Source organism: Brenneria goodwinii, assembly GCF_002291445.1.
Taxonomy (GTDB): domain Bacteria; phylum Pseudomonadota; class Gammaproteobacteria; order Enterobacterales; family Enterobacteriaceae; genus Brenneria; species Brenneria goodwinii.
Genome location: NZ_CP014137.1, coordinates 795,600 through 809,825 on the forward strand (window position 1 = coordinate 795,600; position 14,226 = coordinate 809,825).

Below are 14,226 nucleotides of genomic sequence, written 5' to 3' on the forward strand. Positions count from 1 at the left end.
CGATGAACTCTCCGTTGATTTTTACCGAGCCTCGCCCGGCGGCGCGTTTGCTCGATGTGTTGATGACATTATGCGGCTGGTGCGGGTTTATTTGGTTAATGATCGTGGGGTTACTGGAAACATTGCAACACTCTCCCTGGGCCGGACCTCGTCCCGTCCCGTCAGAGCTAAATACGGTTTCTTTGTATCTCGCTATTGGCATTTTCAATGCATTGCTGCTAATCGGCTGGGCGAAATACAATCAGTTTCGATTTCGTATTGAACGCCGTAAACGTTCTGGCGATTTAAATTCGGAAGAGGTGGCGCAGAGTTTTTCTATTCAGAAAAACCAGATTGATACGCTTAATCATAACCGCGTGCAGCACGTCTGGCATGATGAAAACGGGCGCGTGGTCCGCATTGAGGCGATAAACGTAAATTGTGGTTCATCATGCGGTATATGATACCGATGCCGGCCGTCATAAAATATAACCGCTTTGGTTATCCCATTGCGGTTATATTATTGCCTTTTATCTATAAACATGGCGCTATTATGATAAATAAAATAGAAAGGTTCGGATTCGTATTTTATTAAGGCGTGGTGATAATAATCGAAACCCTGCGGTTTTCTGCCCGACCCTGCGCGGTATTATTGCTGGCGACGGGATATTTTTCACCTAATCCCTGGGTGGTTAGATTGCCGCGAGGTATATTGCCGCTTTCAGCGTAGAAATCGGCAACGGCATTTGCACGTTTAAGAGACAATAACTGATTATAGTGGCTATCGCCATAGTTGTCCGTATGCCCATCCATTCTTGCGTGGAGTAATCCTACCGAAGATAAGGCCAACGCGGTTTTTTTAATCGCTTCTTTACTTTGGGATGTCAGCGTTGATTTGTTATTTTCAAATAATACTTTTTCGGATAGGCCTAACGTCCAGCCTTCCGGCGTATTTTTAAATCCTTGAGATTGCAATGCGGAAATTTGCGCGGGGGTAAATATTTGATGTGGAGACTGACACCCTACAAGTACGAACATTGTTAGCATAGCCAAGCTCGCTATAAAACCCGATCTCATAAAATCCCCTGTTTGTAATTAAATATTGTGATGATTCTGTTTTTCCAGATACATATTTTTATCTGCTTCTTCCATTAAAGATTTTAATGTCGAATTATTATCGGCAATTGCTACGCCGATACTAAGTGTCATAATAATCGTAATTCCGTTGGATAAACAGATTGGTTCGCTCATTTTTCTATGAATTTTTCTTATGACGTCGTCAATATAGTTTATCTCTTTCTTTTCAGAGAGCAGGAACAGCGCGAACTCGTCGCCGCCCAGGCGTGAAGGGAGCGATGCTTTACCCGCGCAATCCAATAAACGATTGGCAATAGTAATTAATACCTCATCGCCTGCGGCATGTCCGTAGGTATCGTTAATCTCCTTGAAACGGTTGCCATCAATGAAAAGCAGTGCGATCTGAGATTTACCTTTTTTATCTTTGAGCAGATTTTCCAGCGTGCTGCAAAATGCGGCTCTGTTGGCTAATCCTGTTAGCGAGTCGCGCCGTGAGCGCTTTAGCAAAGAATCATTCTCTTTCAATATCTGATTCTGCCAATGCTCAATTTCATCAATTAAGCTATTAAAATCTTTGCTTAAGGTGTCGATTTCCACAATTTTCCCCGCCGGCGCCCGTCGAGTGAAATTACGGTTTTCTCTGATATCATGCACCACGTCGGTGATGTTTTGCAGGTCGATAATCAGCCCGTTATGCAAACGTCGAGAGATAAAAATCGACAGCACAGAGGATAAGATGACGCACAGAGTCAGCGTGATGAGTGAGAAATAAACAAATTGTTTAACCGTGGCATCCGCGCCGGATATCTCAATGTTACCGACTAATTCTCCCCGATGATAAATAGGCTGAATAATCGAGTGCGGGAAAAGCCAGCGGATGATCAGTTTATCCGTATTATCCATAGATAGGCTATCGGTAGCCCGCCATTCCGTCAATTTTCTCCCTTGAGCATTCGTCACGATAGCAGAGCTAAATTGATCCTTCTGACCCAGGTTGTTCAATATTTCTTTGGCGGCGACGCCGTCCTGAAATACCACCGCGGCTTCTATACTTTGACTTAACGTATAGGCCAGCAATTGCAGATTCTTTTCAGCATATTGCTTGAATGAAATCATTGAAGCGGCGGTAATCAGCATCCACGATACCGTCATCGTGATAATGAGACTCACCGTGCTAATACGCCTCAGGGCAGACCTGAAGGTTATTTTTCTTTCCATATAGGAAGCAAAAAATCCTTTCTTATTCATGATGTTCATTCTGTGGGCGTGCAAGAATTAAAACTTCAGGGCTAACCCTGATGCCGGTTCGGGATAAAGAGTCTGAATTTACGGAAAAGCTGACTTTTTTATTGGCGAATATCAGACAAAATGCGCTGCCGGCGATACACTCCGGATTTTGTTCGGCAATCGTTAATAACGGATGAGCGGGACGTTGATTCGCTATTGTTAACTGCTCTGAAATCGATTCTTTGCCAAAATATACGGCATCGCAACGTGATGAAGAATAATCATTAATATTCTTCAACAGTAGGGAATTAAAAATCGTTTTCTTCTGAGTCGTAGCCGATGAGGTGAGTGCAGACGCAAAATAGGCGGATGAAAATACGCAAAGCGTAGGGGGTTTATTCGGAATGGGCCAGTATGAATAACTGATAATTCCTGCCACGGTTTGATAAACCCTGTCAGCCGGTACCTGCGATATCTCGTATTGGATACTAGACGGTTCGGTTTTGGCTGAAACCACAGCAGCAAACAGTAAACACAGGGTGAATACAGGCCACTTTTTCACCATATTTTAATCCAGTCATGTTAAAAAAAGCATTAATTCGAATAAGCTACAATATATTTAATCTTCACTGTTCTATCCAGCGGTTTTTGGGAAGCGGCAACCGACGGTAGAGGTTAAATGACCGTTGGCGTTGACTTTCGCATTTACATATCCGGTCTTCCTGTTACAGTCAAAAAAACGCTAACCGACGTCGAGGTTGAGCTTTCCATCAATACCAAAGGAGATGTCTTTTTTGGACCTATTAGCGATTAAATTGGCTGTAACGCCGGTTCTGATGCTTGTCGTTTCTTTAGCGGTAAGAAAGTGGGGCGGATTTGTTGGAGGGCTGCTCTCCGGTATGCCGCTGACCTCCGGCCCGGTCGCCCTGTTTCTGGCTATTGAGCAGGGACCGCAATTCGCGGCTAAGGCTGCTTCCGGCGCGCTGTCAGGACTGGCCGCGGTATTGCTTACCTACCTTTTCTACCTGGTCGTCGCCGGTTCTCTTTCTGTCTCGGCGTCTTGTGTCGGCGCACTGGTTTTTTTTGGCGTTATCTCTTTGCTGCTATCGGTTTCCGGTTCCCCGGTAGGCGCGATCATTATTAGTCTAGTGGCGATCGCGGTCATCATCCGGTTAACCAACCGGGGAGAGCAAGAGATAAGAAAATCAGCAGTACCGTTTTGGGATATTCCTTTACGCATGCTGACGTCAACAGCACTGCTGTTCGCTATTACCGGTTCGGCACATATAATCGGTCCTCATATCAGTGGCATTCTTTCACCCTTTCCCGTTATCGCTTGGCCGTTAACGGTATTTGCGCATCTCCAGGGGGGGCGAAGTGAAATGGCGGCGGTAGTGCGTGGCAACGCGGTAAGCGCAATAGGCGTTATTATCTTTTATGTGACGATTAGGGAACTGATCCTCCAGTCTGGATTGTTGACGACGTTTGTCGTTGCTTTCACCGCTTCAGTATTAACGACGACCTTGCTGGCTGAAGTCATGCGACGCTCAGCTCAACGAGAGCGGCTTGTTAAATAGCGTTACCGGGGTAGTCGCTAGAAGAAATCTCAATAACATCGAGCCGCCGGTTAAAGTCGAGCCCCGTCTACTACCGCAAGTACGACGGGGTGTGTTCGAGAGTGACGCTCATAAGACTACGTTGTTTGATGCTTATAACGCGCTTAATTGAGAGACTATCTGTGATAGTGAAACTACCCTCGGTTAAGAATGCGCAGAAAATCCTGTTTATTCGAAATAAGCGAGAGTGCGTTGGCAATGATTTCATCACTAAAAATCGTTGCGACCTGTTTTAGTACATCAATATGCTGTTTCTCTTTAGCGATAACGCCGATGGTAATAAACATCACATTGCTTCTATCCCAAATAACGCCATCGGGAAACTGATAAATTTCAATGCCTTTTTTAACAATGATATTGGTGGCTGATTTCGGTAGATGGGGAAGGGTAATGCCGTTTCCCAGGAACGTAGATACCTGCTGCTCCCTTTCATTGAGAAAGGCAATGCAATCCTGGCTGACATATCCTTTTTCTTTGAAAGCGTTACCTACCATTGATAGAACTTCAGCTTTGTTTTTTGCCTGGCAGCCTAAGTGAAGGTTGTCGAGTGTAATATTATCTATCATGCTCTGTCTCCTTTGCGATATAGTCTATTTTTCTTTCGAATAAAACACCTCTTTACTATGCACCCGCAGACAGCTCTTCCTCTAACTGCTCTAATGATTTATTAGACGTTTCTGGTAAGGCAAATACTACAAATATAATAACCAGATAGTTTATAACCGCAAGAATCAGGAATACCGGACCCAAGCCAAGTTCTGCCTGAAGCACCGGGAATAAATAGCTGACGATGGCGTTCATGATCCACATAAAGAATACCGAAATACCCATGGATAATCCGCGGATTTTTAACGGGAAAAGTTCAGCTAATACTACCCAGGTCAGGAACCCCATGGTGCCTTGCATTACGCCGACAAATAATGCGCCGAGCAGCCAGATAGCCGTGGCTTTTACATCGCCAACCAGATAATAGTCAGCCGCCGCGATGATCAAATGTAATGTCGCCATGAGGGCAAAACCGGAAATAATCAGTGTCTTGCGTTTGAATCGGTCAACCAGAAACATAACTCCGAATATCATGCCGCCGACAGAAAAAACACCGTTTAACACATTACATATCAATGATATTCTTTCTGAAAATCCAGCGGTACGGAGTATTTCCGTGCCGTAATACATAATAACATTCACGCCGGTTGTTTGCTGTATCGCTGCCCAGACGATACCGACCAGCAGTAATTTGAAAATCCAGGGGGTATTGAGAATGATTGACAACGCACCTTTCGCATGCAGCTTATTTTCTGCTTCGATATTAATTAACGTCACGATGTCATCAAATTCTTTAACCGCCCTTTCTGCCGGCCGAATTTGTTTTAAAATGCTTAATGCTTCTTCTTGACGATTTTTGCTAATCAACCATCGGGGGCTTTCTGGCGAACGCCACATGCCGAAAAGCAAACCCATGGCCGGTATCGCCTGAATAATTAACATATACCGCCAGACATCGGGGAGGTGTCCCCAAAAGAAACCAATAAAGGCGTTAATCGCAAACGCGGATAATTGGCCGATGACAATTGCCACTTCATTTAGCCCAGTGAGTTTACCTCGCATTTCGGTGGGGGCCACTTCAGATATAAACGCGGGCGCGGTAACGGATGCCCCCCCCACGGCATAACCAAGTAAAAACCTGGCCACCAATAGGCAGGTAATATTGGGTGATAATGCAGACAGCATAGCGCCAAAGAAGAAAACGAATGATAAATATAATAAATATTTTCGCCGACCAAAATAGTCGGCCAGTCTGCCGCCACAGACGCTGCCAATCGCGGCGCCGATTAACAGCACGCTCATGACCAGGCCTTCGGTTGTCGGTGTTAAAGCCATATTTTCTTTTAAGGAAGGGAAGGCGCCGTTAATAACGCCCGTATCATAACCAAATAGCAAACCGCCGAACGTTGCGACCAATGTTATTTGGTGTAGTCGTTTTCTTTGTTGTATATTGAGATTCATTATTAGCGACATGTTTTTACCTTTTTATTCAGTTAACCAGGTTATGCCAAAAACCCATTAAAATACTTATGGCACTGGCTTTGAAACCTTTGGAATCAAAGATGATGAGGCTTTTGACACTGTGAGTTATTATTTGCCTAATATTTTTTATATAAGGCAAATAAATTTGATAAAAAGTTTTATATTAATCTGATTACTAACTAAGGTTTTATGGCTGCGCTATCCTCTTTTTATTGTCTTGTGTTAAATCTTAATCCATCGGCGTTCATGCGCTGAATGGGCAATAGCCTCCAACACTTGAGAAACCCGTAAACCTTCTTCAAAATCGGGCCACATTTTATCGTCGGCGGCAATACCGTTAATCAAATCTCTTATTTCGATAGTTTTTTGATCGTTGAAGCCAAATCCATGACCGGCAGAGACACAGAAAGGGGCGTAATCAGGATGAGAAGGTCCGACTAAAATAGTTTTGAAACCCTGTCTTTCCACCGGATCGTCATGGCGATAGAGTTTTAATTCGGCCATTCTTTCCTGGGTATAGGTGATTGAACCCTTAGTTCCGGTTACCACATAAGTTAACCCCATTTTGCTGCCGCTGGCGATGCGCGAGGTTTCGATAACCCCCATGACGCCGGATTCAAAACGGACTAACGCACTCGCCTGATCTTCATTTTCCACCTTGACGCGTTTGGCGGGATCGAGCGGATCCGGACGTTCTGCAATCACGGTCGCCATATCGCCGGCAACTTCGCTGATATTGCCGACAAGATAATGGGCCATATTAACGATATGCGCGGCAAGATCCCCCAATGCGCCTAAGCCAGCCAATGCTTTCTTGCAATGCCAGTCAATGGGAGACAGGGGATTGGCTAAATAATCTTCGTTATGGGTGCCGTAAAAATGCACTATCTCGCCAATTTCGCCATTTTCAATAATTTGCTTGGCTAACTGCGCCGCCGGGTTTTTCATATAATTAAAACCCACCAGCGTTTTGACGTTAGCTTTTTTGGCGGCCGCCACCATTTCACTGGCGTCGGCGACCGTCAGCGCCAACGGTTTTTCGCTATAGACATGTTTGCCGTGCTTGATGGCTTCAAGCGCGACTTCTTTATGGAGAAAATTGGGAACACAAATATCGACGACGTCGATTTGCGGATCGCTGACCAACTGACGCCAGTCCGCCGTATAACGATTAAAACCAAACTCTTTGGCTTTTTTCTCTGCTAGATCATCGTTTATTTCCGCCAGCATTTCTTTCACTATTTTCCCTTTTAACGGAAAAACAGTGGGGGCCTGCGCATAGGCGATTGCATGACAACGCCCGATATAACCCGTACCGACTAACCCAATTTTGATTTCTTTCATTAGTGACTCTCTATCTTATTGTTACTTTACCCGCGAAATAGATCGCTGCCGGCGGCTAACCGCCGCAAGGTAAAAACAAGCCTTGCGGCGACGTAATACAGGTTATTAAATGCCAGCGACCTCGCGAATGTAGCGCCTGGCTTTAACGGCATATTCAAAAGGATTCGCTTTAGCGGGATCTTGTTCCGCCTCCACTACGATCCATCCTTCATAACCAAAATCTTCCAGCAGCTTGAAGACCGGCTTGAAATCAATCACTCCGTCGCCCGGTACGGTAAAGGTTCCCTTTTTTACGCCATCGAGGAAACTCAGTTTATGGGCGCGAACTTCGGCCACGATCTTGTCCCGTACATCTTTCAGATGAACGTGGTTGATGCGCGGCAGGTGTTTTTCCAGGATTTGCAGCATCGCGTCCTGCGAGCCTTCCGAGTAGTAGGCATGGCCGGTGTCATAAAGCAGATAAACATCGTCATCCACCAGATCCATGAAACGATCGATTTCCTGGGCAGTTTGTATGCCGGTGCCCATATGGTGATGCAAACCGACGGTCATCCCTTTTTCAGCGGCGAGATCCGCCAACGTGTTATAGCCGTCGGCTACCAGCCGCCACTCTTTATCGGTAAAGATAGGCCGCTCTTCCAGTACCGGCTTCGGCGTACCCTGGGTACTGCGCGACTGCTCGGAACAGCCAATGACTTTTGCCCCCATGGCATGAAGAAAATCCCGGTGAATGATAAATTCGTCAATGGTTTTGGCTTGTTGTCCGTCGGCAAAAAAGGTGCTGAACCAGGCATTGCAGATTTGAATGCCGCGTATATCCAGCATTGGTTTGAGAACCTTGGGGTCTCGTGGATATTTACTGCCCACTTCGCTGCCGGTAAAACCGGCCAGCGCCATTTCGCTAACCGTTTGCTGGAATGTATTTTCCTTTCCTAAATCGGGCATGTCGTCATTGGTCCAGCCGATAGGAGCAATGGCGAGTTTGACTTTGTTTTTATCCATGATAAAGACACCTTGAATAGAACGATAAGAGAAAAAAATATTCTGCGCGCCTGCTGATTGCGCGTAACAAAAGGGCATTGTGACTTAACGTTGGTGGAAAACCGAAAACGGAGGTAACGAAATACTCAACCAACCCAGGATTTTTTTGCGGCGCGGTGCGGACGTTCTCGACCGCGGTTGCCCTTGGTAATACCTGGCAATAGCGTTGGATATGTTCCTGGCCAATGACTTCGCTACCGATCACTCCTAATTTCAGCGTCATGTTCATCCTCCTGTAAGACGTTATATTCAGAGTCTGGTGCGTGAACCGGCGTAGCCCGATGACCATACTGCCATACTGGAAAACGGTATCGTGGCACATATCGATTTGGAGTATCCGTCGTTCTGTATAAGAATATATCTTTCATAAGAAATTAATGCAGAAAAAATATTCCGTTTTGAGAGAGGGATCATATATTGCCGGGGATTTTTGCATCCTGCTCTGGCGCGCCTGCGTTCTCCTTCGCAGCGCTCGGCAAATGGTTTTATATAATATGTTGTTTTTTAATCATATTTTGTTTTTTTATTTACCAGAATCTTATCTATTTTATTCAGATGCACATAAATAATCGTTAAAAAATGACCCAAAACAGTGATGAATAATCAGTGCGATACATCTTTTTATCATTTTTTTAAAAATTAAATTTTTCATTCAATGAATTGTAAAATATTTATTTTATTTATTCGTCGACCAAACCCATTATAAGAACGCTTTCCGTCGGGCTATCGCCTTATCGGCCGGTTTCCTCGTGTCGATTGAGCCGTGCCTAGCCTGAATAGCCGTAGCCTGCTAAACGCCGGGGTGAAAAAATTGAATTACGAAGAATTATGCCCATCCGATGCCCAAGACACCGTCGGGAAAGCTTAAGGGCCGCTCGAAAAAGCGTGGAAATATAAAGCGAAAATGCGGACGCGCCGTCAGTTGAACGACGAAAGCCAATTTCGTTGGAATAGCGGCTGTCGATCATAGGAATTGACTGCCATCAGCCGGCCCGCATCTCCGGCATAACCACCGGAGATGCGGGCCGGAGCAGGCTCAGTATTGACGGGCCTTGTCGATATTCTCTGCCAGAATCCGGGCCACGGTCTGTATATACGCGCTGTCGGATACCTGCGCGCCGCCAACCCGCCACCAACTGAAATAGCCGTGGATCATGGTCTTCGGCAGCACTTTGATATCGATCAGCGTCGAAACGGTCTGCCGCTTTGCGTCTTCCAACGCATGATATAACTCTTCCACCGTGGTGACCCGATAGCTTTTACAGCCGTAGCCTTCGGCTATCCTGCCGAAGTCCACCGGTACAAAAGCGCCGTCAAGCCGGGATGGCGATTTGTCACGGAAACGGAATTCGGTGAAAAAGCTGTGCATGCCGTGCCCCAACTGCAGGTTATTGATGCAACCGTTGGTCATATTGTCGAACAGCACCACATTGATTTTACAGCCTTCCTGAATGGAGGTAACCAGTTCGGAATGCGACATCATAAAGGCGCCATCGCCCACCAGGGCGTATACCTCCCGGTTTGGTTCGGCCATTTTTACGCCCAGCGCCGCGTTGACTTCGTATCCCATACAGGAGTAGCCGTATTCCACGTGATAGCTCTGGGGGGAGGTCGTACGCCAGATGCGCTGCAAATCTCCCGGCAGGCTGCCCGATGCGGCGACAATCACCGCGTCTTCCGGGATGGTTTCATTGACGATACCCAACACTCGGCTCTGGGTCAGCAGCGAACCGGTAATACGGTTGAATTCGGCAAAGATGGATTTATGGTCCAGGGCATCGTCGATTTCAGGCACAAAATCGTCGCCGGTATAATTAATGGCATAAACGCGTTCCCGCTCCGTTTGCAATTGGTTGCGCACCTCGGCCACGCGATCCCCCCAGTCCGCGCGCCAATCTTCCAACGCCAGATATTGATTGAGGGCGAGCAGCGCCTCGCGCGCATCCGCGGTGAGCTGGCAACCGTCGAGCTTGAAGGCGTCGAAACGATTGATATTCAGGTTCAGGAACGACACCGCCGGATTCTGGAAAATCCATTTGGAAGAGGTGGTGAAATCGGTATAGCGGGTGCCGACGCCAATAATTAAGTCGGCCTCTTTGGCCAGCAGATTGGCGGCCAGGCTTCCGGTTTCACCGATACCGCCGACATTCAGCGGGTGGTCGGAAATCAGCGTGCCTTTCCCGGCCTGGGTTTCGGCAAAGGGGATGTGGTAACGTTCGGCGAAATCCCGCAGCGCCTGTCCGGCGTCCGAGTATTGGACGCCGCCGCCGCAAATCAGCAACGGTTTGCTTTTACGCAACAGTAATTCCCGCGCCTCGTCCAGCATGTCTGCCGTGGGGAGCCGTCGCTCAATGCGGTGTACCCGTTTTTGGAAGAAGTAATCTGGGTAATCATAAGCCTCGCCCTGGACGTCCTGCGGCAGAGACAGCGTGACCGCGCCGGTTTCCGCCGGATCGGTCAATACGCGCAAGGCGCTGATGCAGGCGCTCATCAACTGTTCGGGGCGGGAAATCCGATCCCAATATTTGCTCACGGCGCGAAAAGCGTCGTTGGTGCTGATACTGAGATCGTGGGACTGTTCAATTTGCTGCAGCACCGGATCGGGCTGGCGGGTGGCGTAGACGTCGCCGGGCAGCAGTAGCAGGGGAATGCGGTTGGCGGTGGCGGTGGCCGCCGCCGTAATCATATTGGCGGCGCCGGGACCGACGGAAGAGGTGCAAGCGTATATCTGCCGGCGCAGAGACTGTTTGGCGTAGCCAATGGCCGCGTGGGCCATGCCCTGTTCGTTACGCCCCTGATGGATGTGAAGTTGTCCGCAATCCTGCTCCAACGCCTGCCCGAGCCCCAGAACATTGCCATGGCCGAAAATAGCAAAAATCCCTTTAATGAATTTCGTTTCGACGCCGTCAACCTCGATATATTGATTATCTAAGAAACGCACCAGCGCTTGTGCCACGGTTAATCTGATTTTGTTCATATTTTCCTTCCATTACCTCTGACCTGCGGGAGATCCCCCGGCCAGGATAACCGCCGCTCATAAAGGGATCCGCGAAAGATGTAGGGTTATGATGTTGTGATTAATCGGGTGATAAAGTCATGGTTGCTATTATAAGGATTCTATTGTTCAAAAAAATGTAAAATAAAATATAAATTTCATTTATGAGATAAGGGTCAAATATTGGAAATTTTGTTTTCCTTCCCCGTGGAAGGCCTGTGGGAAACGACGTTGCAGGCGTTTTTGTTAATATCATGAAAATTATATATTTTTTTGATCATGCCAGTCGCTTGTGTCAATGATTTTTGATTATTCCATGGGATAATCAGGGTTATCATACGGAGGTGCTCAACGAAAAATGGAATGTGTTTTTGTTTTTTAATGCGTAGAGAATAAATATTTCCATTTTTCACTTGAAATGAAATTTTATTTCTTAAGTTAGGCGATGCCTGATAGATTCCGCGTGTCGGTTTACTCGCGCGGTTGGGGGTTCTTGGTGAATGAAGGGGAATAAGGGCCGCCAAGGTTGGAGAGAAGCGGACCATGCCTATGGTAGACGCTTTTAGCCAAAACGCATCTTTCGCGCGTACAGTCTGATGTATGTAATAAAATGACGAGATATTTTCAATAATAGGTTGATTTGAATTTTTCAATCGTAATAATCAGAGTCAGCGCTTTTGCTGAAATTGATGGTGTGCCGTTTTCATGACAACTTCTTCTTCCCAACTTTCATCACTGCAGGATGATATACGTAACCGCTACGATACGCTCAGTAAGCGTTTGAAGCAGGTGGCGCGTTATATGCTGGATAATAGCACCAGTATCCCTTTCGATACGATTGCTTCCATTGCTGAAAAAGCTAATGTCCCGCCCTCGACGCTGATTCGTTTCGCCAATGCGTTCGGGTTTGACGGTTTCAATGAAATGAAACAGGTATTTCGCCAACATATCATGGAAGATACGGTCAGCTATACCGAACGCGCCCGGTTATTCCGCCAGGGCGCCGGCAAAGAGGCCGATGCGGCGGAAACGCCGATGGAAATACTGAATATGTTCAGCATGGTCAACAGCCTGGCGCTGCAGCAATTGCCGGGGCAGATCAAAGAAGAAGATTTGTCACGGGCGGTGCAACTCCTGGCTAATGCCAACACCATCTATGTTATCGGGCTGCGCCGCTCTTTTAGTCTCGCCTCTTACTTGACCTACGCCTTGCGGCATCTGGAGCGTCGCGCTTTTCTTATCGACGGGCTGGGCGGTATGTTTACCGAACAGCTGAGCATGGTGCAGCCCGATGACGTGGTGATCGCCATCAGCTATTCGCCGTATGCCCAGGAAGTGGTGGAGCTGGTTTCCATGGGGGCAAAAAGCGGCGCCAAGCAAATTGCCATTACCGATAGCCTGGTTAGCCCGCTGGCCGCGTTCAGCGAAGTCTGCTTTGTGGTGCGCGAAGCGCAGGTGGATGGGTTTCGCTCCCAGATCTCTTCCATGTGCCTGTCCCAGACGCTGATGCTGTCCCTGGCGATGCAAAGCGCCACCCATCTGTCCGACGATAGGCAAACAGCCGGCTGATGCCCCGTATAATAGCGTCGGGCGCGTGCTACGACATAGCATAGAAATAGCGGCATGGTGGCGCCCGAAACTGTCTCTGAGCCCGCATAAAAATGTGACCAAGAGACAGCCCTTGCTAGGGGGATAACCTATTAAATACGCGGGATTTTCACCCTCCCCTGGGAAGGGGAGAGTGGGGGTAGAACCAGAAGGTTTGCCATCAAACCATGCCGTTTTAGTCTTCAGAGGGAACTAAGGCTTCCTGGGATACTCCGCTGAGTTGATCCAGGCATGATCCTTTTCCCAGGTGAACTGCCATTTCCGTACCGGACCGGCCATAACATTAAGATAATAGCTGTCGTAACCTGCGATAGCGGCCACCGGATGATAACCGCGCGGGACTTTTACCACATCGCGATCGTACACCGGCAAACATTCGTCAAGAGATCGGTCATCGGTGTAAACCCGTTGCAGACAAAATCCCTGGGCTGGGTCGAGACGATGATAATAGGTCTCTTCCAGATAGGTTTCATGCGCCGAATTTTCCGTATCATGCTTATGACTGGGGTAGGAGCTGGTATCGCCTTCCGCGGTAAATACCTCTACCACCAGCAGGCTATCCGCCGGGTCGCTTTCCGGCAGGATATTATGAACCAGCCGTTGATTGCGTCCCTTACCCCGTTGTTCTACCCCGATATCATCCGGTGCGATAAGACGCGCCGGTAAATCGCCTTTGCCGGGCGCCCGGCAAACCGCGAGTTCCAAATCGGTTTTTGCGATGATATGCGCCTGGTCGTGATGAGGTACGTAAACCGAATAGGGCGGTATGCGCTCAAAAGGGCTCATGCGTTTGCCGATATCGCTGAATTCGGCATGGCGGGTGGTAATGGAGGCCACCCCAGCCACCAGTACCAGACAAAGCTCCTGATCGCCGCTGTCGAGATCCAACGTCTGCCCTTTTTTCAGCTGGTAGGCGTCAAAACCGACATAACGCCAGCCGGCATTGGCCGGGGTAATGTGCTGGATACGCCCGCTGGCGTCGCCGGCATGGTACTTTGATAATAATGTGGTCACACAATCCTCCTGTTCAAATCAACGCCACCGCCCCGACGTCCTGATTACGGCCGGCTAAGGCGAATAAGGGATCGTGGCGAACGTTGCCGAAAGTTTTATTACCATAGCTTTTTGGAATAAATATTTCAAATTTATTGTTATGAAATTTTAATTTAATGAGAGGCGCCGCACAATTTTGTTGGATAACCGGAAGTGAAGGAAAAAGGGGACGGCGCGGCTATCGCCATTCTCCAGCCGTTTCGCAAACGGGACAGCCACATGGCTGCCCCGTAACGTTGAACCCAACGTCAATAATGC

The 14,226-nt window shown here is 47.8% G+C and carries 14 protein-coding genes; 3 read left to right on the plus strand and 11 right to left on the minus strand.

Annotated features, from left to right (window positions below):
- The first annotated feature begins 2 nt into the window (after nucleotides 1–2).
- Complete coding sequence (gene pgaD, locus ACN28R_RS03565) at nucleotides 3–443, plus strand: poly-beta-1,6-N-acetyl-D-glucosamine biosynthesis protein PgaD (protein ID WP_048638169.1); 441 nt, start codon at nucleotides 3–5, stop codon at nucleotides 441–443.
- Between the two features lie 127 nt (nucleotides 444–570).
- On the opposite strand, the gene ACN28R_RS03570 is transcribed toward pgaD, so the two are convergent.
- The 3 genes from ACN28R_RS03570 to yfiR are packed head-to-tail and all read right to left on the minus strand — an operon-like array spanning nucleotide 571 to nucleotide 2,848.
- The gene (locus ACN28R_RS03570) at nucleotides 571–1,056 is read right to left on the minus strand and encodes an OmpA family protein (protein ID WP_048638170.1); all 486 of its coding nucleotides are present in this window, start codon (nucleotides 1,054–1,056) and stop codon (nucleotides 571–573) included.
- A gap of 18 nt (nucleotides 1,057–1,074) precedes the next feature.
- On the minus strand, nucleotides 1,075–2,304 hold the full coding sequence (dgcN, locus tag ACN28R_RS03575; RefSeq protein ID WP_072065858.1) for a diguanylate cyclase DgcN/YfiN: 1,230 nt from the start codon (nucleotides 2,302–2,304) through the stop codon (nucleotides 1,075–1,077).
- On the minus strand, nucleotides 2,297–2,848 hold the full coding sequence (gene yfiR, locus ACN28R_RS03580) for a regulatory sequestration protein YfiR (protein ID WP_053085532.1): 552 nt from the start codon (nucleotides 2,846–2,848) through the stop codon (nucleotides 2,297–2,299). The genes dgcN and yfiR overlap by 8 nt, the downstream gene beginning before the upstream one ends.
- A 229-nt stretch (nucleotides 2,849–3,077) precedes the next feature.
- On the opposite strand from yfiR, the gene ACN28R_RS03585 reads away from it, so the two are divergent.
- Nucleotides 3,078–3,860: a hypothetical protein gene (locus tag ACN28R_RS03585; protein WP_222103764.1), complete on the plus strand. Its 783-nt coding sequence runs from the start codon at nucleotides 3,078–3,080 to the stop codon at nucleotides 3,858–3,860.
- Between the two features lie 173 nt (nucleotides 3,861–4,033).
- Here the strand turns inward: ACN28R_RS03585 and ACN28R_RS03590 are convergent, their stop codons facing one another.
- From ACN28R_RS03590 to ACN28R_RS03620, 7 genes are all read right to left on the minus strand, one after another.
- Nucleotides 4,034–4,465 carry a PTS mannitol transporter subunit IIA gene (locus ACN28R_RS03590; protein WP_048638173.1) on the minus strand — a complete coding sequence of 144 codons (432 nt, stop codon included), beginning with the start codon at nucleotides 4,463–4,465 and terminating at the stop codon, nucleotides 4,034–4,036.
- Between the two features lie 55 nt (nucleotides 4,466–4,520).
- Nucleotides 4,521–5,918 (minus strand): sugar porter family MFS transporter, encoded by a 1,398-nt coding sequence (locus ACN28R_RS03595; RefSeq protein WP_095833605.1) that lies wholly within the window; start codon nucleotides 5,916–5,918, stop codon nucleotides 4,521–4,523.
- 231 nt (nucleotides 5,919–6,149) lie between these two features.
- A complete protein-coding gene (locus ACN28R_RS03600; protein WP_048638174.1) occupies nucleotides 6,150–7,271 on the minus strand; it encodes a Gfo/Idh/MocA family protein in 1,122 nt (373 codons plus the stop codon).
- 105 nt (nucleotides 7,272–7,376) lie between these two features.
- Nucleotides 7,377–8,273, minus strand: coding sequence for a myo-inosose-2 dehydratase (gene iolE, locus ACN28R_RS03605; RefSeq protein WP_048638175.1), 897 nt, complete (start codon nucleotides 8,271–8,273; stop codon nucleotides 7,377–7,379).
- Nucleotides 8,266–8,535, minus strand: a complete 270-nt coding sequence (locus tag ACN28R_RS03610) for a hypothetical protein (protein WP_048638176.1) — start codon at nucleotides 8,533–8,535, stop codon at nucleotides 8,266–8,268. Before ACN28R_RS03610 ends, iolE begins: the two co-directional genes overlap by 8 nt.
- Before the next feature lie 813 nt (nucleotides 8,536–9,348).
- Nucleotides 9,349–11,289 carry a 3D-(3,5/4)-trihydroxycyclohexane-1,2-dione acylhydrolase (decyclizing) gene (gene iolD / locus ACN28R_RS03615; protein WP_095833606.1) on the minus strand — a complete coding sequence of 647 codons (1,941 nt, stop codon included), beginning with the start codon at nucleotides 11,287–11,289 and terminating at the stop codon, nucleotides 9,349–9,351.
- 194 nt (nucleotides 11,290–11,483) lie between these two features.
- Nucleotides 11,484–11,960, minus strand: a complete 477-nt coding sequence (locus tag ACN28R_RS03620) for a hypothetical protein (RefSeq protein WP_145957956.1) — start codon at nucleotides 11,958–11,960, stop codon at nucleotides 11,484–11,486.
- A 52-nt stretch (nucleotides 11,961–12,012) separates the two neighbouring features.
- Between ACN28R_RS03620 and ACN28R_RS03625 the strand changes: the two genes are divergently transcribed.
- Nucleotides 12,013–12,876, plus strand: a complete 864-nt coding sequence (locus ACN28R_RS03625) for a MurR/RpiR family transcriptional regulator (protein ID WP_048638180.1) — start codon at nucleotides 12,013–12,015, stop codon at nucleotides 12,874–12,876.
- Nucleotides 12,877–13,107: 231 nt separating this feature from the next.
- Here ACN28R_RS03625 and iolB read toward each other — a convergent pair whose 3' ends face one another.
- Complete coding sequence (gene iolB / locus ACN28R_RS03630; RefSeq protein WP_095833607.1) at nucleotides 13,108–13,929, minus strand: 5-deoxy-glucuronate isomerase; 822 nt, start codon at nucleotides 13,927–13,929, stop codon at nucleotides 13,108–13,110.
- Nucleotides 13,930–14,226: the final 297 nt, after the last annotated feature.